Here is a 24,813-nt window from a genome sequence, read left to right as displayed (position 1 = left end):
ACTATCAAAACGGACAGCTCAGGCTGTCCGTTTTATTTTTTGCAGCTGCAATTAACAACACCTTATTCTGCGCTTATGGTGAAGGTTCACCACTTCGTTAATAAGGAACCACTATGAAAATCAAAGCTCTCTTTTTAACTGTTATTTTTGCCTTAGCAACCCCCTTTTCCTATGCCGCAGAAAAAGTGGTAGAAGACCCGAAATACGATGGTATTGAGATAGTGGTCAATGTAAACCAAGCGTCGGCGCAGGAAATTGCAGACTTACTGAACGGCATTGGATTAAAGAAAGCGCAAGCAATCGTTGAGTATCGTAATCAACAAGGTCCTTTTGAAAAAATAGAAGATCTGGCTAAGGTCAATGGCATTGGCGAAAGAACCGTCGCCAAAAACGTTGCCCGTATCCAACTATAGAGTCTTCTAACCTAAGTAGTAGCGACATACTGCTTGGGTTGCCTCCCCTCGTTTTACTCTATATGTATTTAAACGAAAACTTCCCTAGAACCTAAGTTGATTTCGCTCTATAATTTGACGCCGAAAAAGTCAGGGTAGAATCGCTCTGGCGACAAGCAACTTGGAGTATTTCATGTCCTCTCACACGCCAGTTATTACTGTAGATGGACCAAGTGGTGCGGGTAAAGGCACACTTTGTATGCAACTCGCGAATAAGCTCGGTTTTCATTTGCTGGATTCAGGCGCAATTTATCGAGTTCTCGCGCTAGCGGCTATCCACCATGGTGTTGATCTTGAATCAGAAGACGCGCTAGTGGCATTAGCCACACACCTTGATGTTCAATTTATTGCAGAAGGTGATCTAGTTAAAGTGATTCTGGAAGGTGAAGATGTTTCTGGTGAGCTTCGTAAAGAGCAAACAGGAATGGCGGCTTCCAAAGTAGCAGCATTGCCACGAGTTCGTGAAGCATTGCTCCGTCGTCAGCGTGCTTTCGCTGAAGGCGTTGGCTTAGTTGCCGATGGTCGTGATATGGGTACGGTTGTATTCCCACAGGCAGAAGCCAAAATCTTCCTTGATGCCAGTGCAGAAGAGCGAGCGCTACGCCGCCTTAAACAGTTGCAAGGCAAGGGGTTAGATGTTAAATTTGACGACCTTTTGAGCGAGATCCAAGAGCGAGACGATCGAGATCGTAATCGCCCTGTGGCGCCGTTGCGCCCAGCTGAGGACGCTCTAGTGCTAGATTCTACGTCGATGGGTATCGACGAAGTTGTCGAAAAAGCACTACAATATATTGAATCTAAACTGACTGCGTAATTAGCGGGGTCAGCTCAGAGCGTTGGTCGCAAGGATGATGACTGGCGAATTTAATAACCCCATGCGGTAGGATACCCGTGGACGTTTAATTTATTGAAGATTAAATAAATGACTGAATCTTTTGCTCAACTCTTTGAAGAGTTTCTAAACGAAACTGAATTCCAACAAGGCAGTATCGTTAAAGGTACTGTAGTAGCTATCGAGAACGGTTACGTTCTTGTTGATGCTGGTCTTAAGTCTGAATCTGCTATCCCTGCTGAACAGTTCAAGAACGCTGCTGGCGAACTTGAAGTTGAAGTTGGTTCTGAAGTAGACGTAGCTCTAGACGCAGTAGAAGACGGTTTTGGTGAGACTCAACTTTCTCGTGAGAAAGCGAAGCGTCACGAAGCTTGGATTGTACTTGAGAAGGCTTACGAAGAAGCTGAAACTGTTGTTGGTATCATCAACGGTAAAGTTAAAGGTGGTTTCACTGTTGAATTAAACGGTATCCGTGCCTTCCTTCCTGGTTCTCTAGTAGACGTACGTCCTATCCGTGACACAGCTCACCTAGAAAACAAAGAGCTAGAGTTCAAAGTTATCAAACTTGATCAGAAGCGTAACAACGTAGTTGTTTCACGTCGTGCAGTTATCGAATCTGAAAACAGCGTTGAACGTGACGAGCTACTTGAAAACCTACAAGAAGGCGCAGAAGTTAAAGGTATCGTTAAGAACCTTACTGACTACGGTGCATTCGTTGATCTAGGTGGTGTTGACGGTCTTCTACATATCACAGATATGGCTTGGAAACGCGTTAAGCACCCATCAGAAATCGTTAACGTAGGTGACGAGATCCTAGTTAAAGTTCTTAAGTTTGACCGTGAGCGTACTCGCGTATCACTAGGTCTTAAGCAACTTGGCGAAGATCCATGGGTAGCAATCGCTAAACGTTACCCAGAAGGTCACAAGCTTTCTGGTCGTGTTACTAACCTAACTGATTACGGCTGCTTCGTAGAAATCGAAGAAGGCGTTGAAGGTCTAGTACACGTTTCTGAAATGGATTGGACTAACAAGAACATCCACCCATCTAAAGTTGTTAATGTAGGCGACGAAGTTGAGGTTATGGTTCTTGAGATTGACGAAGAACGTCGTCGTATCTCTCTAGGTCTAAAACAATGTAAAGCTAACCCATGGCAGTCATTCGCTGAAGCGCAAGCTAAAGGCGACCAAGTTACTGGTAAGATCAAGTCAATCACTGACTTCGGTATCTTCATCGGTCTTGACGGCGGCATCGACGGTCTAGTTCACCTATCTGACATTTCTTGGAATGTTGCTGGCGAAGAAGCTGTACGTGAGTACAAGAAAGGCGACGAGATCTCTGCAGTAGTTCTAGCAGTAGACGCAGAGCGTGAGCGTATCTCTCTAGGCGTTAAGCAAATGGAAAATGACCCATTCAATGCTTACGTTTCTGAGAAGAAGAAAGGCGTTCTTGTTAACGGTACTGTAACTGCAGTAGACGCTAAAGGCGCAACTATCGAGCTTGAAGAAGGCGTAGAAGGTTACATCCGCGTTTCTGAAATCGCTCGTGACCGCGTAGAAGACGCATCTCTAATCCTAAGCGTTGGTGACAGCGTTGAAGCGAAATTTACTGGTGTAGACCGTAAAAACCGCGTAATCAACCTATCTATCAAAGCTAAAGACGAAGCTGATGAGCAAGAAGCAATGGCATCTATCAACAAGCAAGATGACGCTGCATTCGGTAACGCTATGGCAGACGCTTTCAAAGCAGCTAAAGGCGAATAATTTAATTCCCTTATAGCAAAAAGGAGCCGAAAGGCTCCTTTTTTATTTCTGTGGGCTAATACCAATTTTTGCAACTGGTTATTAAGAAAGCGATTTAGAGTTGCACATCTTGTATAAATATTGTCTAGAATTACTAGCAAGTGTTTGTTGGAATTGATATTAGTTACTATAATAAGTGATAAATTACTCTACGAGGGAAACTATGACTAAGTCTGAACTGATTGAAAGACTCTGCGCTGAGCAAACTCATCTTTCAGCGAAAGAAGTCGAAGACGCTGTGAAAGATATTCTTGAGCACATGGCGTCAACACTTGAGAAGGGTGAACGCATTGAGATTCGCGGCTTCGGCAGTTTCTCACTTCACTACCGCGAACCTAGAGTTGGACGCAACCCAAAAACGGGTGATAAAGTTGAGCTTGAGGGCAAACATGTTCCTCATTTTAAACCAGGTAAAGAGTTGCGCGAACGCGTTAATCTGGGTTAAGACTGTCTCATCTCGGCTACGGTTAAATTGATAAAAATGTGATCTAACCGACGAAATAATTGTAAAACGGCATGCTTTTAGGGCATGCCGTTTTTTTGTGCATAAATTAAAGTAAATTTGCGATCTTTGTTCAATAATTGAGCGTTAAAACATAATATTTTGTTCATTAATCGTCCGTTATTCACACAAAAATTGAGTGGATTTGACAAAATATATCGGATTGTTATCATTCTTCACGCAGTAATTCGGAAATTATTACAATTTCCAGTCTAATAAGTATGCATCTGGCTGTTTATATAGACGTTTAAATTGCTTCGCTCAAAAGTGAAGCACATCAGACTTTAAAGGCTGAAATAACGCCTTAATCATCTATAAAGTACAACGCAATCTACATCCCTTCTTGGGCTGAACTTAGTCCTATTTCAACAATATCCAGAGGTTTGATTTGGAAGTATTTACCTTTTTTCTGGAGAATTGGGAGATCATCGTATCGCGCACGGTTGAGCACTTATCACTTGTTAGCTTAGCAGTCGGATTAGCGATAATAACTGGCGTACCAATTGGTATTGCGATCACCCAAAGCCAGCGAGCAGCAAACATCGTACTGTATGTTGCTTCTATCATTATCACCATACCGTCGATTGCCTTATTTGGCATCATGATTCCAGCACTTTCTATGATTGGACAAGGTATAGGTTATTTACCCGCGGTCATTGCGGTTTTGCTTTACTCGCAGTTGCCAATTATTCGCAACACTTACACGGCGATTAATAATGTCGACCCAGCACTTCGCGAAGCAGCGCGAGGAATGGGATTAACCAGTATGCAGCGTCTACGTCTCGTTGAAATTCCAATGGCTATCCCTGTGATTATGGCAGGCGTGCGAATGGCAGTTGTTATGAACATCGGTGTCATGGCGATAGCGACCTATATCGGAGCAGGAGGTCTGGGGACCTTTATCGCTCGTGGTATTAGCCAGTCTGACCCGCGCCAACTGATTGTTGGTGCCGTGACAGTAAGTCTGCTTGCCATCATTGCCGATATGGGCCTAGCTAAAGTCCAAAAGAAATTGACGCCAAACGGCGTTGTTATTTGCAGCTAACCCTGTGTAGACAAAGACATTCGAAGAGACTGATTTTATGATCCAACTTGATAACCTAACCAAGATTTTCGAAACGCCTCAGGGTGTGACTACAGCCGCAGACCATATCAGCATGGAAGTCCCGACGGGAGAAATCTGTGTACTGCTAGGTCCATCTGGTTGTGGCAAAACAACGACGTTAAAAATGATCAACCGTCTTATCACACCGACCTCAGGTCGTGTGCTGATCAATGGCGAAGACACCACCGATATCGATACAGTGACGTTACGCCGAAATATCGGTTACGTAATTCAGCAAATTGGTCTGTTTCCAAATATGACCATTGAAGAGAACATTTCACTCGTACCGAAATTGATGGGGTGGGATGTCAAACGTTGCCACCAAAGGGCGAAAGATCTTCTCGATATGGTTGCGCTAGAACCTAACACCTTTATGAAGCGTTTTCCTAACGAACTATCGGGTGGTCAGCAGCAACGTGTTGGCGTTATCCGTGCACTCGCAGCGGATGCTCCAGTTCTATTGATGGATGAACCTTTCGGCGCGATTGATCCAATCAACCGTGAAGTGATCCAAGATGAGTTCCTAAAAATGAATAAGGAGCTCAACAAGACCATCATGTTTGTTTCACACGACATCGATGAAGCCGTCAAAATGGCAAATAAAATCGCCATTTTCCGAGATGGTAAATTGGAGCAATACTCAAGCCCTGATCGCTTACTTGCCCAACCGGAAACTGACTTTGTTGCAGATTTCGTTGGTAATGACCGCACACTTAAGCGTTTGCAACTGGCGACGGCTGGTGAAGTGATGGAAACGCAGGTGCCGATTGTGAAGGCTGACGAACCGCTAACGCAAGCAGCGGCAAAAATGGACGAATACGGTCATGGCATGATTGTGATGGTCAACAAGCAACATCAACCTGTGGGTATCATTACCAAAGAGATGGCCGCGACAAAACGTGGGCTTTGTGGCGAACATTATGCAGGGGTTCCTGTGGTCATGAAACATGATCAAGAGTTACGTGCAGTCGTGTCTAAAATGTTTGCTTTCGATACCTCTTGGCTTCCGGTTGTCGATGCAGACGGTCGTTTATGTGGTGAAGTATCCCAGCGCGGTATTACGCATCATCTTGGCGCGAAATATCAGACTAAGGGGTAGAGAGTGAATCAAGAACAGATCCGTAACACCTTAATGTTCGCTCTGCTGGTCACCGCTTTTGTAACCGGCTCAACCTTACAAGCGAATGGGTTTATCGATGACTTCATGTATTACTGGGAAGATATTGTTTACCTAGCCGGCGAGCACATAAAGCTGACCATAATCTCAGGCTTGATTGCCGTTTGTATTGGTATACCCGCAGGTATTTTATTGAGTCGACCGTTTATGCGTCGTTTCTCAGAGTTTGCCATGCAGGTCTTCAATATTGGCACAACAGTACCGACGTTGGCGGTACTCGCACTGTCGATGACTTTACTGGGTATTGGTAATACCCCTGCAATATTTGCACTTGCCATTGCAACGATTTTACCGATTGTGCGAAACACATATACCGGGCTAATTTCAGTGCCCGAGTATCTGAAAGAAGCAGCAACTGGTATGGGACTGACGCCTTTTCAACAGTTGTTACGTGTAGAACTGCCCAATGCAATGTTTGTCATTATGGCGGGTATTCGCACGGCATTTGCCATCAATATCGGTACTGTACCATTGGCGTTCTTGATTGGTGGCACTGGCTTAGGCGAACTGATTTTTACTGGCATTGATTTAGACGAGTTAAGCATGATGCTTGCGGGAGCAATCCCTACCGCAGGTTTAGCGGTTCTCGCCGACATGATGCTAGGTATGTTGACGTTTGTGGTGGTCAGAAAAGGGGTTAATCCTCTACGAAACTAAGTTTGAATAGCTGTCGATGAACAGCATCGTGAAAACAAAAATAGATAGGAACGGAATAAAATGTCTAAATTTACAACTCTTTTTGGCGCAGCAGTGATTGCGCTAACATCAACATTTTCGCAGGCAGCAGATCTGGTTGTTGGTGGTAAAGGTTATACAGAACAATTGCTTGTTGCATCAATGACTGAGCAATACTTAGCAGCTCAAGGTTATGATGTTGATAAGCGCGATGGTATGGGCTCAACAGTACTTCGTAAAGCGCAAGAAAACGGGCAAATCGATCTGTACTGGGAATATACCGGCACATCGTTGATCACATTTAACAAGATCAAAGAGCGTATGTCTGCTGATGAGGCATATGCAACAATTAAAGAATTGGATGGCAAAAAAGGTTTGGTTTGGCTTAATCGTTCACAAGCAAACAATACCTACGCATTAGCAATGCGCGCAGATGATGCGGCAGCAAAGGGCATTGTGACTATTTCTGATTTTGCGACGTACCTGAAAGGTGAAGGCAAAGACGCAATTTTTGCTTCAAATGTCGAATTTGCTGCTCGTCCTGATGGTTTAAAACCACTGCAGAAAGAGTACAAATTCAAATTTGCGCGTAAGAATGTGAAGAAAATGAACTCAGGTTTAACTTATCAAGCGCTGAAAACGGGTGATGTTGATGTTTCACTTGTGTTCGCGACAGATGGTCGCATTAAAGCCTTTAACTTTGTGATTCTACAAGATGATAAAGGCTTCTTCCCTAACTACGCTTTGGCACCAGTCGTTCGCCAAGAGACGCTAGAAAACAACCCAAAACTGGAAGCGCAGCTGAATACTCTTGCCGCGTTACTTGATGACAATGTTATGTCGACGCTGAATGCATCGGTTGATGTGGAAGGTAAGAGCATTGAATCGGTCGCTAAACAATTTTTAGTTGATAACAAACTGATCTAATTTCCGCTAGCAACGCAGATAGACTAAAAGGGTCGACGACTATGTTGACCCTTTGTCGTTTGTTCTGTCTATTTTCAAATAGGTATCATCTCATATGAAAAAGAAGCTTAAAGTCGCTGTTGGTCAGATCGCTCCAGTTTTGGCAGGTGTTGAGCAAAATTACGCTAAACACAAACAATACATCTTGCAGGCCCGCGAGCAAGGCGCTGATGTATTACTATTTCCTGAGCTATCCCTTACTGGGTATAGCTTGAAAAACCAAGTTCCTCAGGTGGCACTACAGCGAAATGCAGAATTACTCTCGCACTTATCGAATGTTGCTCCAGAAATGCTCATTAGTGTCGGCTTTATTGAAGAAGGCGCTCCGGGCGAGTTTTATAACGCGCAAGCCACACTTGCTGATGGCAAAGTCGTCCACGTTCATCGTAAACTCAATTTGCCAACTTATGGTGGTCTTGAGGAAGGTAAGTGGTATGGGCAAGGGCAGCAACTGACCATGTGTCATCATATTGAGGGGTGGCCAGTGCATACTTTGATTTGTGCTGATCTTTGGAATCCTGCTCTACCGCATTTGGCGATGTTGGATAAACCATCGTTAATGCTCGCCCCTATTAATTCAGCTGCGGATATTGTTTCAGATGAGTTCTCTAACCCAAGCGGGTGGAAGACAAACACAGATTTTATATCAATGACTTATGGTGTTCCGGTGTTGATGGCAAACAGCTGTGCGCTAGAAGGAACTAGCCAATTCTGGGGTGGTTCGAGAATATTGGATGCCTTTGGTCATCTTTTAGCGGAAGCGGGTAGCGAAGAAGAGTTGTTGGTGGCTGAAGTCTTACTTGATGATATTGCCAATGCGCGTTTCCAGCTACCGACTATTCGCGATGCGAATAGCTCTCTGGTCGCGAAGTTACTTAATGAACGGTTATGAAACAAAAGAGTATAAAGCAGGCGTTGAGATGAATATATCAGGCTGAAATTGGAGAATATTGCTAATATCCATGGTCTGAATGTCCATTTTACTGCATAATCTTAGCTGTCGATTTTAGGATAGGTAATGGACTATGAAAATTATAAAAATCGTTATCGTACTGGCTTTGTTCCTGGTAGCTTTAGCTTTAGGTTCACAAAATCAAGCTGTTGTAACTTTTAATTACTTGTTAGCTCAGGGTGATTTCCACTTGTCCACGCTGCTTGGTGTGGTGTTTGTGACAGGTTTTGCGATTGCATGGATTATCTTTGGCAGCCTTCATCTGAAATCTCAATTGCAAGTGCGTAAATTGAACAAGAAACTTAAAAAGCTTACTCCTGCTTCTACAGTGGTAGAACAAAGTAAAGCATAATTGAGATAAGTAGGCTTTTTCCTTAATGCTAGAAATACTCTTCTTGTTGTTGCCGATTGCCGCAGCTTATGGCTGGTACATGGGTAATCGTAGCGCACAACAAGACAAGCAAAAGCACTCAAATCAAATCTCCCGTCAATATGTAACGGGTCTTAACCTGCTGTTATCTGATCAGTCTGATAAAGCGGTGGATCACTTTATTGAGTTGCTTCAGGTAGACAATGACACCATTGATACGCATCTAGCACTGGGCAACCTATTTCGCTCCAGAGGTGAGGTCGATCGTGCCATTCGTATCCACCAAAATCTTATCTCCCGTTCTGGCTTAACGATTGATCAGAAAAATATTGCGCTTCAACAGTTGGCAAAAGATTACATGGCGTCGGGCTTTTTAGATCGTGCTGAGAAGATTTTTGAGCAGTTGGTTGATGAGCCAGATCACCGTGAAGCCGCATTACAACAATTGGTTGCGATTTATCAGCAAACGCGAGAGTGGCATAAAGCAATTCACTACGCGAGCCAACTATTTAAGCTTGGTCGTAAGCGGATGCGTGTCAGTATTGCTCATTTCTATTGCGAAATTGCAATGCAAAATCAAGCGGATGGAGAGCGTAGCCAAGCCATTTCCCATTTCAAACGAGCATTGAGTGAAGACCCGAAGTGTGTCCGTGCAAGCATTGCTTTAGGTAAACTTTATCTTGAGACGGAAGATTATCAGCAAACCATTAAATACATGACAATGGTGTTGGACCAAGACTCTGAGTTCATCAGTGAAGTATTACCAACATTGGCTGACTGCTACCATCACTTAGGGCAAGAAGATGAGCTGCTCAATTTTTTACGCCAGAGTATTGCTAATAAAGCGGGTGTGTCAGCTGAGCTGATGTTAGCTCAATTAGTCGCACAGCATGATGGCTCCGCTGCAGCACAAGAATTGCTTACTCGTCAGTTAGTAAAGAACCCAACCATGAAAGGCTTTTTCCGCTTGATGGATTACCATCTAATGAATGCTGAAGAAGGGCGAGCCAAAGAAAGTTTGGCGACGTTGCAAAAGCTGGTTGGGGAGCAATTGAAAGTAAAACCACACTACCGTTGCCGTAAGTGCGGGTTTTCAACTCATTCGATGTATTGGCATTGCCCTTCGTGTAAAGGGTGGGGCACGATCAAACCAATCCGTGGTTTGGACGGAGAATAGTTTATTTTTAATGCAGCTAATTTATTAGCTGCATTTTTTTAATAACAACATGTTTAATAAAAATAAGTTAATTAGGAGATGAGATGATCGACCAAAAAGTCATTGTGGCACTGGATTATGACAACCTAGCGGACGCATTAGCTTTTGTTGACCGTATTGACCCTGCGTCATGCCGTCTAAAAGTGGGCAAAGAAATGTTTACGCTGTTTGGTCCTGACTTCGTCAAAGAGCTTCACAAGCGTGGTTTCTCAGTATTTCTAGATCTTAAATTTCACGACATTCCGAATACTTGTTCAAAAGCAGTACGTGCTGCGGCAGAAATGGGTGTATGGATGGTGAATGTACACGCAAGTGGCGGCGAACGTATGATGGCAGCATCTCGTGAGATTCTTGAACCGTATGGTAAAGATCGCCCACTCTTGATTGGTGTTACTGTATTAACCAGTATGGAACAGCCAGATCTTGCAGGCATCGGTCTTGATATGGCACCTAAAGATCAAGTTATCCGTCTTGCAAGTTTGACCAAGAATGCAGGTCTTGATGGTGTTGTTTGTTCAGCTCATGAGTCTTCAATGCTGAAAGCTGAGCTAGGCAGCGAGTTTAAATTGATCACACCAGGGATTCGTCCTGCGGGTTCTGATCAAGGCGACCAGCGCCGTATTATGACGCCTGTAGAAGCGATTCAAGCAGGCTCTGATTACCTAGTAATTGGTCGTCCTATTACACAAGCAAGCGATCCAGCAGCAGTATTGGCAGCAATTAACGCAACGCTTTCTCACTAAATCACACCCACCAAATTTGGTGACTCCAGTGTGCCGAGATAAAAAAAGGTCAGCAATTGCTGACCTTTTCTATTGGTGATTTTTTCTTTCAATGAGACTAGATTACCACTTCTTCTTCTCACCGAAGAGCGCGTCCATATCTTCTTCACGTTGCTTATCAACAATTTGCTGTTGTTCAGAAGCGCTATGATTTTGGCGGCGTTTTTCAATATCATCGTACATCGCTTGCAGCTTCTCTTTTGCTTGAGAGGAGTAAGCGTCATTTTTCGTACTTAGAACATCTAAACCTTTACGAAGCAGTTGTATCGCAGTACCTGGTTGCCCGCGAACAATAGCATCGTTTGAGCGTTTCACTACGTTTTCAATGTTAATACGTACTTGGATTGTTTCTAAGCGAGCATTTTCAGCGACGTAAGCTTCAGTATCAAAGCGACCTTTATTGTGTTCGTTGCGAATGGTATCTCTAAGGCGTTTAACCAATTTCAACATCACAATGGCTTGCTTGTCATTGCTTGGTACTTTAAACGCCGCACTTTCACCACTTTGAAAGTTTGTTTTTAGGTTTTCAATTTGTTGTTTTACATGTTCGACACGCTGTTCTAGCTGCTTGTTCTTAGGATCAAGCTCATACATGTTTTGTACAGCGTCAAGAATACGGTTGTTAAGGCACAGTAGTAGGTTTTTACTGTATGGCATGTGGTGAGCATGTCCAATCAGTTCTTCTGTCGCATCGATAACTGCAATGTATCGAGCGCCTTCTTGCTTTTTTGCTGTGGCAATTTTTGCATTGTATTGCAGGATCATGTTGTAACCGAGTACAAGCACCAGCAAAACTGCGACGAGAGCAATGATTAAACCAATATTCATAAATTCCGTTATCTTATGTTTATTACGGCTAGCCGCTAAGGATACACGATTCTGTAGACCGACGGCACCAAATATTCACCTGAGCATTATTACTTGTTGAAACTTTGATTAATATGGAAAAACCTATTTCAAGCGAGAAACTGGGCTTTCGATTGCAAAAATTGCCTTTGAAAACTGGATTTGCTCTGGGTGTTTCGGCTAAATCACCAATTTAACTACCAATTTACTTAAAGAGGCGTTATAACTAAATATTATAAAGTATACAGCTAAGTCTTTAACTAAATATAGTGGTGTAATGACTTGGTTATATTCACCCGCATATCGATAAGGGATTACGAGGTCGCGAATGAAGTTACAACAACTGAAGTATATTGTTGAGGTAGTTAACCATAATCTGAATGTCTCAGCGACTGCTGAGAGTCTTTATACTTCTCAACCAGGGATCAGTAAACAGGTTCGTCTACTTGAAGATGAGCTTGGGATTCAGATTTTTGAACGAAGTGGTAAGCATCTCACCCAAGTCACTTCCGCTGGTGAAGATATCATTCGAATCTCTCAAGAGATTCTGGCTCGAGTCGAGAGCATTAAAGCGGTTGCGGGAGAGCATACTCATCCTGAGATGGGGACGTTGAACATTTCAACAACCCATACGCAAGCTCGTTATGCTTTACCTGACGTTATAAAAGGATTTACAACGCGATACCCGAAAGTCTCTTTGCACATGCATCAAGGTACCCCAAGCCAAATGTCAGAAGCGATAGCCAAAGGCACGGCAAATTTTGCGATTGCAACTGAGGCACTGCACCTATACCAAGATGCGATTATGTTGCCTTGCTATCATTGGAATCGCTCAATTGTAGTGCCTAAAGATCATGCCTTGGCGAAAAAAGCAAAAATTACCATCGAAGATCTAGCTAGCTACCCATTGGTGACCTATGTATTTGGGTTCACGGGGCGTTCTGAATTAGATACAGCCTTTAATAAGGTTGGGTTGACTCCACGCGTGGTCTTTACTGCGACAGATGCAGATGTGATTAAAACTTACGTTCGCATGGGAATGGGGGTTGGTGTGATAGCAAGTATGGCTATCGACAAAGACCAAGATGAAGATTTGGTCGCGATTGATGCAAGCCATATATTTGGTGCAAGTACCACCAGTATTGGTTTCCGCCGCGGTACGTTTTTGCGCTCGTACATGTTCGACTTTATGGAGCGTTTTGCTCCACACTTAACGCGACCAGTTGTTGAACAGGCACTGTCATTGAAATCCAATGCAGAGATTGAAGAGATGTTTAAAGACATCGACCTACCTGTGCGTTAAAACGCTACTCAAAATGCTCACTTCCCTCTAGAATTGGCGCTCGCTGAGTCGCTGATCCCGAGGGAAGTATGCAAACCCTATTTGAATCTATTGATACATACCTAGTTAATCACCAATCATTTTGGCGTTTTGAGCCATTCTTCACCTCTCAGCAAAAGAAGTTGCCTTGGGCATCAACGCACCCTTTACTTTGCCAATGGTTAGAAAATTTAACTGAAGAGCAGATTGAGCACTACAAGCAAGATTTTGGCTCATTAGCTACTGCTGTGGGCCCGTACTTTCCTCAACTACGCGATTTTTTAGCGCAGTTGCAGTTAGATCGAGTTGCCTTAAGTGGACTTAACCTTGAACGTGGTATTGATGCCGGTGTGCCGGGGCGCAAACTTGAGCAAATCGTTGCGATGGGCGAAGCCTCTTTATTACAGCATTCGGGCAATGAGTGGCTTGAGTGGTGCGCAGGGAAGGGGTTTCTAGGGCGAGTTCTTGCTAGTCAAAGCCAGCAGAAAGTGACCAGTTTTGAGTACCAACAAGCGCTATGTGAGGCAGGGCAAGGTGAGGCTGATAAGCAAGGGCTAGCGATGCACTTTATTCAAGGTGATGCCTTTAATGTCGATGCGAACAAGGTGTTTAACCCCCAGCAACATGCGGTTGCGCTCCATGCTTGTGGCGATCTGCACGTCACTTTGATAGAAAAAGCAGTCGAACACCAGTTACCTGCTATTACGCTTTCACCTTGTTGTTATCACCTCATTCATTCAGCGCAGTATCAACCCCTTTCGCAACCCGCGATGCGTTCTTCTTTGCGGCTTACTCAAGCTGAATTACGTATTCCTTTACAAGAGTTAGTCACGGGTGGTGAGCGAGTTAAACGCCACCGTCTGCAAGAGATGAGCTACCGTTTAGGTTTAGATATTTTGCTAAGACAAGAGCTTGGACAACAACAGTATCTGCCAATTCCGAGCGTGAAAAAATCCCAGCTTTCAGATGGCTTTGAAGCTTTTTGTCTGTGGGCAGCCGAGAAAAAAGAGATCGCTTTACCAGGTTGTGACTTTAGCTATTACCAGCAATTGGGAGAGCAACGCTTTTGGCAGATGGAACGGTTGAGTCTAGTACAGCAGCTTTTCAAGCGTGGATTAGAACTGTGGTTAGTGTTAGATAAAGCTCTGTACTTGCAGCAACATGGTTATCAAGTCTCGGTGGCGGAGTTCTGCTCACGAGAAATGACACCACGTAACTTATTGCTGCAAGCGAGAAAAATTTAACGCCACTTTTGTTACCTTTGTGTTAAATCTTACTTCCAATTTATATAACTTATTGGTAATAATGATGGGTGTGCACAAAAAATGTGCAGATGGAAAATAAAAATAAATAAAGCCAACACGATTGGCAAACACACAACATCCCTAATCATTGCTTAAATCAAGGAGTTAAGATGAAAGCAAGCAAAGCAATTGCAACCGCCGTTCTTGCAGGTGTAGCACTACTCTCTTCTAATAGCATCATGGCAAAAACAGCAAAAGTCGCTGTTTCACAAATTGTTGAGCACCCAGCATTGGACGCTACTCGACAAGGTCTGGTTGATGGATTGAAAGCGAAAGGCTACGAGCAAGGTAAGAATCTCGATTTCGATTACAAAACAGCACAAGGTAATCCAGCGATTGCCGTCCAGATCGCTCGTCAATATGTCGGCGAAAGACCGGACGTCTTAGTTGGTATCGCCACCCCAACTGCGCAAGCATTGGTATCGGCTACTCGTGATATCCCGGTGGTATTTACTGCTGTGACTGATCCTGTCGGAGCCAAGTTAGTCAGCCAAATGGAAAAACCGGGTAAAAATGTTACCGGTTTATCCGATCTTTCCCCAGTCGCTCAACATGTTGAGCTGATCAAAGAAATCCTTCCGAATGTCAAAACCATCGGTGTGGTCTTTAACCCGGGTGAAGCGAATGCCGTTACCTTGGTAGACCTACTGAAAGCACACGCGAAAATGCAGGGCATTGAGGTTGTTGAAGCAACAGCGTTAAAGAGCGCTGATGTTCAATCGGCAACTCAAGCGATTGCTGCAAAATCAGATGTGCTTTACGCGCCAACAGACAATACGGTTGCGAGTGCGATTGAAGGTATGATCGTGGCGGCAAATCAAGCTAAGACACCGGTTCTTGGTGGTGCAACTTCTTACGTTGAGAAAGGGGCAATTGCCGGTCTTGGGTTTGATTACTACCAAGTTGGCGTGCAAACCGCGGATTATGTTGCCGCCATTCTTGATGGTCAAGAACCTGGTGAATTAGATGTTAAAGTGGCGAAAGGCTCTGATCTTGTGGTGAATAGCGGCGCAGCGAAATTGCTGGGTGTTGAGATTCCTCAATCAGTATTAGATCGCGCGACAAGCGTTAAGTAAGCATCGTATTTAATAGGGCAGTGCTTAACTGCCCTAAGTAAGCAGAAAGGGAGTATTTATGTCTGCTTTTGCTTTTTTCGGTGCGCTTGAAATTGGACTTGTCTACGGCTTGGTAGCACTGGGTGTCTACCTGACGTTTCGCGTACTCGATTTTCCTGATCTAAGTGTTGATGGCAGCTTCCCAATGGGTGCAGCAGTTGCAGCGACCGCTATTGTTGCTGGCATTGACCCTTGGCTTGCCACTGGCATGGCGATTATTGCTGGTGCTATGACTGGCTGGGTCACCGCGTTCTTGGCAGTAAAGTGCGGTATTTTGCATCTACTGGCTTCCATTCTTACCATGATCGCTGCATTTTCTATCAATATTCGTATCATGGGACGCCCCAATATCGCGCTTCTGGGTGAAGAAACTATCTTAACGCCTTTTGAAGCGATGGGTGATCCTGTCTTTATTCGCCCTCTAGTCGTTGGCGTACTCGTACTTATCTCGGCGTGGTTTGTGGTTCGTCTACTCAACAGTGATTTTGGGTTGGGGCTGCGAGCTACCGGTGTGAATGCGCGAATGGTTTCAGCCCAAGGCGCCAGTACCTCGTTTTATACCTACTTTGGTTTGGCATTGTCGAATGGCTTTGTTGGATTTGCCGGCGCGTTGTTCGCGCAAACAAACAGCTTTGCTGATGTCACTTCCGGCGTGGGTACTATAGTTGTGGGTTTAGCCGCGGTTATATTAGGACAAACTTTGATTTCCGGTCGTAAGATTTGGGTCGCGGTTGTAGCTGTTATTGTTGGCTCAGTGCTCTATCGATTGGCTGTCGCTTTTGCTTTAAGTACCGGAATGTTTGGTTTGCAAGCCTCAGACTTAAACTTGGTTACGGCGGTGTTGGTTGCAGCTGCGCTGATCGCGCCAAAAATTCGAGGTCATTTCCGAGCAAAAAAGCGTAGTGCTGCCCAAGTGACAAAGGGAACAACGGATGGATCAGGAGAGGTAATATGATTCGTTTAGAAGATATTCAAGTGACCTTTAATCCGGGTACGATTCTAGAGAACCGAGCACTGAAAAGCGTTTGTTTGGAAGTGCCAGAGCATCAATTTTTAACTGTGATAGGTTCCAATGGTGCAGGCAAATCGACACTACTTGGCGCAACCACAGGTGAAACGCCAATGATGGGTGGGCGGGTTATTATTAATGAGCAGGATGTGACTAAGCAAACTGTTGCCCAGCGAGCCACTCAATGTGCACGAGTATTTCAAGACCCACTGGCAGGTACCTGCGGTGACTTAACCATCGAAGAAAATATGGCATTAGCCTATATGCGCGGTAAACGTCGAGGTTGGAGCCATTCGCTATCCACTAATCGACGCAAGCTTTTTCAAGAGCGCATCAGTATTCTGGGTTTGGGTTTAGAGGACCGTTTAGGCGATAACATAGGTTTACTTTCTGGTGGTCAACGTCAGGCGGTTAGCCTGGTTATGGCAACCTTGTCGGACAGTAAGTTGCTATTACTAGACGAGCACACAGCGGCACTTGATCCGCGTATGGCGGCATTCATTATCGATTTAACCAAACGCATCGTTAAAGATTTTGATTTGACCGTGATGATGGTGACGCACTCGATGAAAGATGCGTTAGCGTGTGGTGATCGCACTGTCATGCTCCATCAAGGAGAAATTGTACTGGATGTCGCGGGTGAGCAGCGAGCCAATATGGGCGTGCCTGACTTACTTGAGATGTTCTCTAAGGTCCGTGGCGAAGAGCTTGCTGATGACAGTTTGCTGCTGAATTAGTATGTCGTTGCCGCTTATCGGAATAAAAAAGCCCATCTATTATTGATGGGCTTTCTCTATTTATGCGGCTTTGAGTGTGTCACGGTAGCGTTGTAGGTGCTCAACAATTGGCGCCGCTTTATTGAAAATACGTATTTCACGGAATAGCTCAGCCGCTTCAGGGTATTGGTTACGTAAATAAGCAAACCATTGTTTTATACGATTTGGGTAGTACAAACCTTTATCGCCTTTTATCTCATACTGAGAGTAGACCAACATAAGTTCGACTACCTCAGACCATGGCATAACCGCGTGGTTATGTTTAACCACATTGCCGACGTTAGGCACGTTAAACGCACCGCGGCAGACCATTAGTGAGCCAACTCCAGTGGTTTCGATGCATGATTGACCATCTTGGTAATTCCAAATCTCACCATTGGCAATCAATGGAATAGCGCTACGTTGGCGGATCTGATTAATGTAGTCCCATTTAATTTCGCTTGCCTTGTAGCCGCCTTCTTTAGTTCGAGCGTGTACAGTGAGCTCATTCGCTCCGGCAGTTTCAATGGCGCTGACGATTTCAAAGCAATCATCTGGGTTTTCCCAGCCGAGACGAATTTTTGCCGTCACTGGAATCGAGTCATCGACCGCTTCTCGGCATGCTTTGACAACATTGTGGATCAGTTCAGGGTGCTGCAATAGTGCGGCGCCACCTTTACTTCTGTTAACCAGTTTTGCTGGGCAGCCAAAGTTAAGATCGATCCCTTTAGCACCAAGTTCAGCTGCCATTACGGCATTTTCAGCCATCCAATGTGGATCTTGTCCAAGCAATTGAATGTGGACAGGTACACCAGATTTGGTTTGTGAACCTTGATCTAACTCTGGGCAAAGACGTTTGAATACGTGTTCGGGTAAACGTTGATCCACCACGCGCACAAACTCAGTAACACATAAATCGTAGTCATTGATGTCTGTTAAAATCTCACGCATAAGGTGATCTAAAACGCCCTCCATAGGGCCCAAAACAACTCGCATAAAAAACGCCTCTGATTAGGGAGGCGTGATTTTAATGATATGCGGACGAAATGTCACGGATGCTATTCGTATGGTTTATCCGTTTTCTTCGTAAACTCGCCAGATACTGGGTTGTAGTACAAAATTGGCAGTCTTTCACCAGCGTTAAACCCTTTCGTATAGTAGTAGTAGCACTGGTCTCCGGTATACCAGCTGACAATATCGTCGTCGTGGTTGTATACCGGTTCACCAACTGTGTGCTGTGCCACTGTCAGATCAGTCGTGAGCAGAGAACGCCAAAGATCGAGGCAATCATTCCCCTCTAACTTATCAACAGGTTTTTGGTTGGCAACATTGTCCCTTAAAGTTAGTGGATAGCCAGTACTTGTTGGGTAAATGTCGCCAGTCGCGTAGCCGACAACACCGGTAGGCTCACCTTCAGTGAACCATTTTGAATGGTACAGTTGTACCGCATTCTCAAAACTTGCGAATGCCGTATCGGCACGGGCTAAATGGGCATCCCGTTGATAGCTGATAAAACGTGGTAGTGCCACCACAGCCAGCACCGCCAATATTACGATGACGACAACCAGCTCTATTAAGGTAAACCCAGAGTTTTTATTAATTTTCATAGTTGTTAGGCAGCCAAAAGTAAATGTAACAATTTGTTTCAATAGGATGATGCACTACTTTGTGTTGAAAAAACAGTCAATTTTATGTCAGGAGTTGTCAGTTCATCTCTGGTTCATTTTGTTTACTTCATGCTAGTCAGTGACCCGGCGGTATCGGCAAGGTATAATCGCCCACTGAATTTAATAGATTAGATAGCGTAATGAATTATCAACTTATCTCCTTAACCGACACTCAATGCCAAGAATCACCAATGTTTATAGAGGGTGTGACTCTTGCCGCCAATATGGCAACCAAGCCATTACAACCAGAAGCATGGTTGGAACAAGTGTTTGGTGATAACGCGAATGAATTGAATAAATTAGTGGTTGGTCAAATCAATCATCAATACAGCTATCTAAAGCGAAATGAATATTCGCTACTTGATTTGGCGGCGGGTAGTACTCAAGCGCAGCAGTTAGCTGATTTTGCCGAAGGCTTTATGGCACTGTGGGTAATAATTGAACCTCAGTGGCTGGAGACTAATATTAGTGACGGCACGCTTCGAATGCTGCAAGCAATGCTAACGACATTTATGTTGGCGATTGATGAAGAGCAAACTCAAGCTGAAATGAAGCTAGCGGGTATTGAAACACCACCTGCGCTAGCCGATTTTATTGATCAGCTAGATTTAATGATTAATGAAGTAGCGCAAGCGGCAGATGAAGCATTGGTAGGGGCAAAAGCACAAAGTGTAAACCCGTACAAAGAAGTTGGCCGCAATGACCCATGTACATGTGCTAGCGGCAAAAAATTTAAGCAGTGTTGCGGTAAATAGACGCAACAAAGTTGACTTTATTCGGTCATAACTCGAAGTCATCGCAATTCAGGAATAAAGATAATGAAGAAAACACTACTGCTGTTATTGGCGAGTTTTTCAGTTTGGGCTACACCTCAGCAAGAACTGAGTGACCGTTTGCAATTGACGGAAGGTTTCAGTGCGGATTTTTCACAACGCGTTATTAGCCCTGAAGGGGACGTGGTGATGGAAGGCGAAGGTGATGTGGAAATTGCACGCCCGAGTCTGTTTCGTTGGACAACGACTCTACCTGATGAAAACACCTTAGTGTCTGACGGTAAAACATTGTGGTATTACAGCCCGTTTATTGAGCAAGTGAGTATTTACTGGCAAGAACAAGCAACGGAACAAACACCGTTTGTATTACTGACTCGCAACAGAGCCAGTGACTGGGACAATTATCACGTAGTGCAGCAAGGCGATATGTTTACCCTTACACCTACAGCTGTCGACAGTAACCAAGGTCAGTTTAAGCTAGAGATTAATGAACAAGGTGCGGTGAAAGGTTTTAGCGTGATTGAACAAGATGGACAAACCAGCTCGTTCGCCTTTTCAAATATTGATTTGAATAAACCTAATGCCAATCGCTTTACCTTTACGATTCCTGAAGGAGTCGAGGTTGACGATCAAAGGAACTAACAAGTGAGTAACTACTCGTTTGATTTTGCAGGGGACGAAGATTTTCGTCCCCTTGCTGCTAGAATGCGCCCACAAACCATGGACCAATATATTGGTCAGCAACATATTCTGGGCGAAGGCAAGCCACTGCGTCGAGCGCTAGAGGCGGGGCATATTCACTCCATGATTCTATGGGGACCTCCCGGTACCGGTAAAACCACACTTGCGGAAGTGGCAGCGAATTATGCTAATGCCGAGGTTGAACGAGTATCAGCAGTGACCTCCGGGGTAAAAGAGATCCGAGCGGCAATAGAGCGAGCACGAGAGAATAAACTCGCTGGTCGTCGAACCATTTTGTTTGTTGACGAGGTGCATCGTTTTAATAAATCTCAGCAAGATGCGTTTCTGCCCCATATCGAAGATGGTACGGTCACCTTCATTGGTGCCACAACTGAAAACCCTTCCTTTGAACTCAATAATGCACTGTTATCAAGAGCGCGAGTATATAAGCTGACTTCTCTTGCGACAGCAGATATACAGCAGGCACTGCAACAAGCAATCAATGATAAAGAGCGAGGTTTAGGCAATACCCCAGCACTATTTATTGATAATGCATTAGACCGCTTAGCTGAGCTAGTCAATGGTGATGCACGTATGTCACTGAATTATCTTGAGCTTCTTTATGATATGGCTGAAGAGAACGAGCAGGGTGAAAAACAAATCACGTTGAAGTTGTTGGCGGAAGTTGCTGGTGAAAAAGTCTCTCGCTTTGATAACAAGGGTGATATTTGGTACGACCTAATTTCTGCTGTTCATAAGTCGATTCGCGGCTCAAACCCCGACGGTGCCTTGTATTGGTCTGCTCGGATGATTGCTGCGGGCTGTGACCCTCTCTACATTGCCCGTCGTTTATTGGCTATCGCATCAGAAGATGTTGGCAATGCTGACCCACGAGCAATGCAAGTCGCATTAGCGGCTTGGGATTGCTTCACTCGTGTCGGTCCCGCAGAGGGGGAGCGTGCGATCGCTCAGGCAATTGTTTACCTTGCATGTGCGCCAAAAAGTAATGCTGTGTATACCGCGTGGAAACAAGCGCTTACCGATGCTCATAATCTACCTGAGTATGAAGTACCCCATCATTTGCGTAATGCGCCAACCCATCTCATGAAAGATTTAGGTTATGGTGCCGAGTATCGATACGCTCATGATGAGCCTGGTGCTTATGCTGCGGGCGAGCAGTATTTACCCCCAGAAATGTTAGCAACCCGTTACTATCAGCCGACTAATCGAGGCTTGGAAACGAAAATTGGTGAAAAGTTAGATTACTTGGCCAATTTAGACGCAAATAGCCCACAAAAGCGCTATGAAAAGTAGTGTTTTTTGGATACATTTGTTCGGTTAATTATTTAGTGTGCAAGCATGATGCGGGCACGCGATTTCACAACTCAAAGCATAGGATTAACAATGCTGGATTCTAAATTACTTCGTACAGAGCTGGATGAAACAGCTGCTAAATTAGCGCGTCGTGGCTTTAAGCTAGACGTAGAGACAATCCGTACACTTGAAGAACAACGCAAGTCCATTCAAGTAGAAGTTGAAAATTTACAATCCACGCGTAACTCCATCTCCAAGCAAATCGGTCAGAAAATGGCGGCTGGTGATAAAGAGGGTGCTGAAGAGATTAAAAAGCAAATCGGTACACTGGGTGCAGATCTAGATGCTAAAAAAGTAGAACTAGATGAGCTGATGGCAAAACTAGATGACATTACAATGTCTCTACCAAACATCCCTGCAGATGAAGTGCCTGATGGTAAAGATGAAGACGACAACGTTGAAATCTCTCGTTGGGGTGAGCCAAAGACTTACGAATTTGAACTAAAAGATCACGTTGATCTTGGTGAAATGGCTGACGGTCTTGATTTTGCGAGCGCAGTAAAAATTACAGGTGCACGTTTTATCGTAATGAAAGGTCAATTTGCGCGCCTTCATCGTGCAATCGCTCAGTTCATGCTTGATCTTCATACTGAAGAGCATGGCTATACAGAGATGTATGTCCCTTACCTAGTAAACTCTGACAGCCTATTTGGTACTGGTCAGTTACCTAAGTTTGGTAAAGATCTGTTCCACACAGAACCACTAGTAGAAAAAGTGAACGATGAGGAACCTCGTCGTCTATCACTAATCCCTACAGCGGAAGTGCCAGTAACGAACTTAGTGCGTGACACTATCTCTGATGAAGCTGATCTACCATTGAAGATGACGGCTCACACACCGTGTTTCCGTTCTGAAGCGGGGTCTTACGGTCGTGATACTCGTGGTTTGATCCGTATGCACCAATTCGACAAAGTTGAATTAGTACAAATCACTAAACCAGAAGACTCTATGGCTGCGCTAGAAGAGTTAACTGGTCACGCTGAAAAAGTACTGCAACTGTTAGAACTTCCTTACCGTAAAGTTGTTCTATGTACTGGTGATATGGGCTTTGGTTCTCGCAAGACTTACGACTTAGAAGTATGGGTTCCTGCTCAAGAGACTTACCGCGAAATTTCTTCATGTTCAAACATGTGGGACTTCCAAGCACGTCGTATGCAAGCTCGTTTCCGTCGTAAAGGCGAGAAGAAACCTGAGCTAGTACATACACTAAATGGTTCAGGTCTAGCTGTAGGTCGTACTATGGTAGCGATTCTTGAAAACAACCAAGAAGCTGATGGTCGTATTCGTATCCCAACTGCACTGCAAAAGTACATGGGTGGTGCTGAGTACATCGGCGGCTAATATAGCGACGAATAACGTTAAAAACCGGCTCTTGAGCCGGTTTTTTTGTAGCTAGTTTAATTAACTATCGGTGCTGATAAGAGATTCATCGTAGGAAAATAAGATGACAGAATTTGAAAAAATGGTAGCGGGACAAGCGTTTGATGGGGGGGATAAGTCACTCAATCAAATACGAGATCGTGCAGCAAGTTTGTTAGCTCAGTTAAATCAAGCCAATCAAGAGGTTGATCGTACTGGTCTTTTTCAACAGTTGTTTGCTCAGTTTGGAGAGACAAGCATTATCCGTTCGCCATTCTCCTGTGAGTTTGGACAAACCATTTCAATAGGTGATAAAACCTTTATCAATATGAATGCGACATTTCTTGATGGCGCTCCAATTACGATTGGTAATCATGTTTTGATTGGACCCAATGCACAGTTCTATACCGCGAGTCATTCACTAGACCATTTGAGCCGTCGAAATTGGGAAACGTTCTGCAAGCCGATCATTGTAGAAGACGATGTTTGGATTGGCGGAAATGTTGTGATTAATCAAGGTGTGACAATTGGTGCTCGTTCTGTGATTGCTGCAAATACCGTGGTGACTAAAGATCTTGCGGCTGATGGTTTGTACGGGGGGACACCAGCAAAATTAATTCGACGGATAGACAGCGAATATACCGAGAGCGTCGAATAATTTTAACTGAGTCACACCTAATTGGCTTATTTTCTCACTCAGAGAGAAAATAACACCAGCCTAAGTCGCGCTCTATTGGTCAAAATGGCATCATTTGAGTGGGCAAGCCACGTTCTTGGTTTGCTGGTTTAACACCTGCCTTATCAACACCAAATAAAACTGAGTAACAATTGTGAAATCAGAGCGAAAAGCCGCAACCATATTAGTACTAGCAACGATTTTGTCGGCTTTTGGTTGGATTTTTTCTAAAGAGACAATTCAAGGCTTACCTCCTTTTGGTTTCATTGGTATGCGCTTTTTGCTGGCTTCTCTCTGTTTATTACCATTTTGTTTTAGCGCGTTGAAACGAGCAAGTTGGCGAGATATTCGTTCTGCAGCTATGGTTGGTTGCCTATTGGCAACGGCACTGATGAGCTGGATACACGCGATATCGATCAGCGACACACTAGGCGAGGGGGCATTTATTTTGAGCCTCTCTATGTTGTTGGTCCCGTTTGTTGCTTGGATATTATTTGGTCAGCGTCCCAAGCGTATATTTTGGGTATCGTTGCCAATCGCGATCAGTGGGTTAGCCTTTTTGTCACTCAAAGATGGTTGGCAAAGCTCCACCAACCAATTATGGTTTTTGTTCAACGCAGTTATCTTGGCATTGCATTTCAATGTTAATAGTAAGTATTCACAGACGCTGCCAATCCTTTTACTGACCTGTATTCAGTTGTTTGTTACTGGTGCGATTGCAATTACAGCCAGTGCCTTTTTTGAGTCAGTACCTCCCCATATTGAGCCTTCTATTTGGGGGTGGTTTGCCGCGAGTACTATTTTGGCAACGGCAATGCGTTATGTTATGCAGACAACGGCTCAAAAACATATTATCCCCGGGAATGCCGCCTTAATAATGATTTTGGAACCTGTATGGACGGTATTTTTGAGCATTGCTTGGTATGGCGAGCAGTTATCAATAAATAAATTGGTTGGCTGTAGCTTGATTCTATTCTCCCTGATCTTATATCGAACTGACGGTAAGTTTGCCACTTTGTTTCGCCGCGGTTAATTCCTCTCTTTATTTATTCATTACTGTTAAAAACAACAGTAGCGAAGGTGGCTTTTCGCTTAGTTATTTAT

26 protein-coding genes are annotated in these 24,813 nt (G+C 44.3%); 23 read left to right on the top strand and 3 right to left on the bottom strand.

What is annotated here, in order from left to right:
• Nucleotides 1-113 precede the first annotated feature (113 nt).
• From H2O73_RS06015 to pyrF, 12 genes are all read left to right on the top strand, one after another.
• The gene (locus H2O73_RS06015) at nt 114-413 is read left to right on the top strand and encodes a ComEA family DNA-binding protein (RefSeq protein WP_182107615.1); all 300 of its coding nucleotides are present in this window, start codon (nt 114-116) and stop codon (nt 411-413) included.
• 172 nt (nt 414-585) lie between these two features.
• Nucleotides 586-1,266 (top strand): (d)CMP kinase, encoded by a 681-nt coding sequence (gene cmk / locus H2O73_RS06010; protein ID WP_182107613.1) that lies wholly within the window; start codon nt 586-588, stop codon nt 1,264-1,266.
• 108 nt (nt 1,267-1,374) lie between these two features.
• Nucleotides 1,375-3,045, top strand: a complete 1,671-nt coding sequence (rpsA, locus tag H2O73_RS06005; RefSeq protein ID WP_182107611.1) for a 30S ribosomal protein S1 — start codon at nt 1,375-1,377, stop codon at nt 3,043-3,045.
• A gap of 202 nt (nt 3,046-3,247) precedes the next feature.
• The gene (gene ihfB, locus H2O73_RS06000; protein ID WP_182107609.1) at nt 3,248-3,529 is read left to right on the top strand and encodes an integration host factor subunit beta; all 282 of its coding nucleotides are present in this window, start codon (nt 3,248-3,250) and stop codon (nt 3,527-3,529) included.
• 445 nt (nt 3,530-3,974) lie between these two features.
• A complete protein-coding gene (locus tag H2O73_RS05995; RefSeq protein WP_182107607.1) occupies nt 3,975-4,631 on the top strand; it encodes an ABC transporter permease in 657 nt (218 codons plus the stop codon).
• A gap of 37 nt (nt 4,632-4,668) precedes the next feature.
• Entirely contained in the window at nt 4,669-5,790 is a 1,122-nt protein-coding gene (locus H2O73_RS05990) for an ABC transporter ATP-binding protein (RefSeq protein ID WP_182107605.1), read from the top strand.
• Nucleotides 5,791-5,793: 3 nt separating this feature from the next.
• Entirely contained in the window at nt 5,794-6,525 is a 732-nt protein-coding gene (locus tag H2O73_RS05985; protein ID WP_368737151.1) for an ABC transporter permease, read from the top strand.
• Between the two features lie 60 nt (nt 6,526-6,585).
• Complete coding sequence (locus tag H2O73_RS05980) at nt 6,586-7,470, top strand: glycine betaine ABC transporter substrate-binding protein (protein WP_182107603.1); 885 nt, start codon at nt 6,586-6,588, stop codon at nt 7,468-7,470.
• Between the two features lie 94 nt (nt 7,471-7,564).
• Nucleotides 7,565-8,401 carry a nitrilase-related carbon-nitrogen hydrolase gene (locus tag H2O73_RS05975; protein WP_182107601.1) on the top strand — a complete coding sequence of 279 codons (837 nt, stop codon included), beginning with the start codon at nt 7,565-7,567 and terminating at the stop codon, nt 8,399-8,401.
• Between the two features lie 133 nt (nt 8,402-8,534).
• Complete coding sequence (locus tag H2O73_RS05970) at nt 8,535-8,813, top strand: LapA family protein (RefSeq protein WP_182107599.1); 279 nt, start codon at nt 8,535-8,537, stop codon at nt 8,811-8,813.
• A gap of 25 nt (nt 8,814-8,838) precedes the next feature.
• Nucleotides 8,839-10,008, top strand: coding sequence for a lipopolysaccharide assembly protein LapB (gene lapB, locus H2O73_RS05965; protein WP_182107597.1), 1,170 nt, complete (start codon nt 8,839-8,841; stop codon nt 10,006-10,008).
• Nucleotides 10,009-10,091: 83 nt separating this feature from the next.
• Complete coding sequence (gene pyrF / locus H2O73_RS05960; protein WP_182107595.1) at nt 10,092-10,790, top strand: orotidine-5'-phosphate decarboxylase; 699 nt, start codon at nt 10,092-10,094, stop codon at nt 10,788-10,790.
• Between the two features lie 102 nt (nt 10,791-10,892).
• Here pyrF and H2O73_RS05955 read toward each other — a convergent pair whose 3' ends face one another.
• On the bottom strand, nt 10,893-11,657 hold the full coding sequence (locus tag H2O73_RS05955; RefSeq protein ID WP_182107593.1) for a DNA repair protein: 765 nt from the start codon (nt 11,655-11,657) through the stop codon (nt 10,893-10,895).
• A 346-nt stretch (nt 11,658-12,003) separates the two neighbouring features.
• Here H2O73_RS05955 and cysB point away from each other — a divergent pair, with 346 nt between their 5' ends.
• The 5 genes from cysB (at nt 12,004) to H2O73_RS05930 (ending at nt 17,161) form a co-directional block, all read left to right on the top strand.
• Complete coding sequence (gene cysB, locus H2O73_RS05950; RefSeq protein ID WP_182107591.1) at nt 12,004-12,978, top strand: HTH-type transcriptional regulator CysB; 975 nt, start codon at nt 12,004-12,006, stop codon at nt 12,976-12,978.
• Between the two features lie 68 nt (nt 12,979-13,046).
• A complete protein-coding gene (locus H2O73_RS05945) occupies nt 13,047-14,240 on the top strand; it encodes a methyltransferase (RefSeq protein WP_182107582.1) in 1,194 nt (397 codons plus the stop codon).
• Nucleotides 14,241-14,410: 170 nt separating this feature from the next.
• Nucleotides 14,411-15,376 (top strand): ABC transporter substrate-binding protein, encoded by a 966-nt coding sequence (locus tag H2O73_RS05940; protein WP_182107581.1) that lies wholly within the window; start codon nt 14,411-14,413, stop codon nt 15,374-15,376.
• A gap of 58 nt (nt 15,377-15,434) precedes the next feature.
• Complete coding sequence (locus H2O73_RS05935; RefSeq protein ID WP_182107579.1) at nt 15,435-16,370, top strand: ABC transporter permease; 936 nt, start codon at nt 15,435-15,437, stop codon at nt 16,368-16,370.
• Entirely contained in the window at nt 16,367-17,161 is a 795-nt protein-coding gene (locus tag H2O73_RS05930) for an ABC transporter ATP-binding protein (RefSeq protein WP_182107577.1), read from the top strand. The genes H2O73_RS05935 and H2O73_RS05930 overlap by 4 nt, the downstream gene beginning before the upstream one ends.
• A 60-nt stretch (nt 17,162-17,221) precedes the next feature.
• On the opposite strand, the gene dusC is transcribed toward H2O73_RS05930, so the two are convergent.
• Together dusC and H2O73_RS05920 are read right to left on the bottom strand one after the other, a co-directional pair.
• On the bottom strand, nt 17,222-18,175 hold the full coding sequence (gene dusC, locus H2O73_RS05925) for a tRNA dihydrouridine(16) synthase DusC (RefSeq protein ID WP_182107576.1): 954 nt from the start codon (nt 18,173-18,175) through the stop codon (nt 17,222-17,224).
• 62 nt (nt 18,176-18,237) lie between these two features.
• Nucleotides 18,238-18,786: a prepilin-type N-terminal cleavage/methylation domain-containing protein gene (locus tag H2O73_RS05920; RefSeq protein ID WP_182107574.1), complete on the bottom strand. Its 549-nt coding sequence runs from the start codon at nt 18,784-18,786 to the stop codon at nt 18,238-18,240.
• 200 nt (nt 18,787-18,986) lie between these two features.
• Here H2O73_RS05920 and H2O73_RS05915 point away from each other — a divergent pair, with 200 nt between their 5' ends.
• The 6 genes from H2O73_RS05915 to H2O73_RS05890 all read left to right on the top strand — a co-directional run bounded on the left by H2O73_RS05915 (nt 18,987) and on the right by H2O73_RS05890 (nt 24,742).
• On the top strand, nt 18,987-19,601 hold the full coding sequence (locus H2O73_RS05915; RefSeq protein WP_182107572.1) for an SEC-C metal-binding domain-containing protein: 615 nt from the start codon (nt 18,987-18,989) through the stop codon (nt 19,599-19,601).
• Nucleotides 19,602-19,664: 63 nt separating this feature from the next.
• Nucleotides 19,665-20,261 carry an outer membrane lipoprotein periplasmic chaperone LolA gene (lolA, locus tag H2O73_RS05910; RefSeq protein ID WP_182107571.1) on the top strand — a complete coding sequence of 199 codons (597 nt, stop codon included), beginning with the start codon at nt 19,665-19,667 and terminating at the stop codon, nt 20,259-20,261.
• 3 nt (nt 20,262-20,264) lie between these two features.
• On the top strand, nt 20,265-21,614 hold the full coding sequence (locus H2O73_RS05905) for a replication-associated recombination protein A (protein WP_182107569.1): 1,350 nt from the start codon (nt 20,265-20,267) through the stop codon (nt 21,612-21,614).
• Between the two features lie 90 nt (nt 21,615-21,704).
• Nucleotides 21,705-23,015, top strand: a complete 1,311-nt coding sequence (serS, locus tag H2O73_RS05900) for a serine--tRNA ligase (RefSeq protein WP_182107567.1) — start codon at nt 21,705-21,707, stop codon at nt 23,013-23,015.
• Nucleotides 23,016-23,118: 103 nt separating this feature from the next.
• Nucleotides 23,119-23,691 (top strand): sugar O-acetyltransferase, encoded by a 573-nt coding sequence (locus tag H2O73_RS05895; RefSeq protein ID WP_182107565.1) that lies wholly within the window; start codon nt 23,119-23,121, stop codon nt 23,689-23,691.
• Between the two features lie 172 nt (nt 23,692-23,863).
• Nucleotides 23,864-24,742 (top strand): DMT family transporter, encoded by an 879-nt coding sequence (locus H2O73_RS05890; protein WP_182107563.1) that lies wholly within the window; start codon nt 23,864-23,866, stop codon nt 24,740-24,742.
• Nucleotides 24,743-24,813 lie beyond the last annotated feature (71 nt).

This window comes from Vibrio marinisediminis, assembly GCF_014050145.1.
Taxonomy (GTDB): Bacteria; Pseudomonadota; Gammaproteobacteria; order Enterobacterales; family Vibrionaceae; genus Vibrio; species Vibrio marinisediminis.
Note: the sequence above shows the minus strand (reverse complement) of the source record. Positions and strands in the feature narration are given on the sequence as shown.

Excerpts from the sequence above, each read along its gene's own strand:
- H2O73_RS06015 (WP_182107615.1), top strand. The coding sequence starts at position 114 with ATGAAAATCAAAGCTCTCTTTTTAACTGTTATTTTTGCCTTAGCAACC.
- cmk (WP_182107613.1), top strand. The coding sequence starts at position 586 with ATGTCCTCTCACACGCCAGTTATTACTGTAGATGGACCAAGTGGTGCG.
- rpsA (WP_182107611.1), top strand. The coding sequence starts at position 1,375 with ATGACTGAATCTTTTGCTCAACTCTTTGAAGAGTTTCTAAACGAAACT.
- ihfB (WP_182107609.1), top strand. The coding sequence starts at position 3,248 with ATGACTAAGTCTGAACTGATTGAAAGACTCTGCGCTGAGCAAACTCAT.
- H2O73_RS05990 (WP_182107605.1), top strand. The coding sequence starts at position 4,669 with ATGATCCAACTTGATAACCTAACCAAGATTTTCGAAACGCCTCAGGGT.
- H2O73_RS05980 (WP_182107603.1), top strand. The coding sequence starts at position 6,586 with ATGTCTAAATTTACAACTCTTTTTGGCGCAGCAGTGATTGCGCTAACA.
- H2O73_RS05975 (WP_182107601.1), top strand. The coding sequence starts at position 7,565 with ATGAAAAAGAAGCTTAAAGTCGCTGTTGGTCAGATCGCTCCAGTTTTG.
- H2O73_RS05970 (WP_182107599.1), top strand. The coding sequence starts at position 8,535 with ATGAAAATTATAAAAATCGTTATCGTACTGGCTTTGTTCCTGGTAGCT.
- lapB (WP_182107597.1), top strand. The coding sequence starts at position 8,839 with ATGCTAGAAATACTCTTCTTGTTGTTGCCGATTGCCGCAGCTTATGGC.
- pyrF (WP_182107595.1), top strand. The coding sequence starts at position 10,092 with ATGATCGACCAAAAAGTCATTGTGGCACTGGATTATGACAACCTAGCG.
- H2O73_RS05955 (WP_182107593.1), bottom strand. The coding sequence starts at position 11,657 with ATGAATATTGGTTTAATCATTGCTCTCGTCGCAGTTTTGCTGGTGCTT.
- cysB (WP_182107591.1), top strand. The coding sequence starts at position 12,004 with ATGAAGTTACAACAACTGAAGTATATTGTTGAGGTAGTTAACCATAAT.
- H2O73_RS05945 (WP_182107582.1), top strand. The coding sequence starts at position 13,047 with ATGCAAACCCTATTTGAATCTATTGATACATACCTAGTTAATCACCAA.
- H2O73_RS05940 (WP_182107581.1), top strand. The coding sequence starts at position 14,411 with ATGAAAGCAAGCAAAGCAATTGCAACCGCCGTTCTTGCAGGTGTAGCA.
- H2O73_RS05935 (WP_182107579.1), top strand. The coding sequence starts at position 15,435 with ATGTCTGCTTTTGCTTTTTTCGGTGCGCTTGAAATTGGACTTGTCTAC.
- H2O73_RS05930 (WP_182107577.1), top strand. The coding sequence starts at position 16,367 with ATGATTCGTTTAGAAGATATTCAAGTGACCTTTAATCCGGGTACGATT.
- dusC (WP_182107576.1), bottom strand. The coding sequence starts at position 18,175 with ATGCGAGTTGTTTTGGGCCCTATGGAGGGCGTTTTAGATCACCTTATG.
- H2O73_RS05920 (WP_182107574.1), bottom strand. The coding sequence starts at position 18,786 with ATGAAAATTAATAAAAACTCTGGGTTTACCTTAATAGAGCTGGTTGTC.
- H2O73_RS05915 (WP_182107572.1), top strand. The coding sequence starts at position 18,987 with ATGAATTATCAACTTATCTCCTTAACCGACACTCAATGCCAAGAATCA.
- lolA (WP_182107571.1), top strand. The coding sequence starts at position 19,665 with ATGAAGAAAACACTACTGCTGTTATTGGCGAGTTTTTCAGTTTGGGCT.
- serS (WP_182107567.1), top strand. The coding sequence starts at position 21,705 with ATGCTGGATTCTAAATTACTTCGTACAGAGCTGGATGAAACAGCTGCT.
- H2O73_RS05895 (WP_182107565.1), top strand. The coding sequence starts at position 23,119 with ATGACAGAATTTGAAAAAATGGTAGCGGGACAAGCGTTTGATGGGGGG.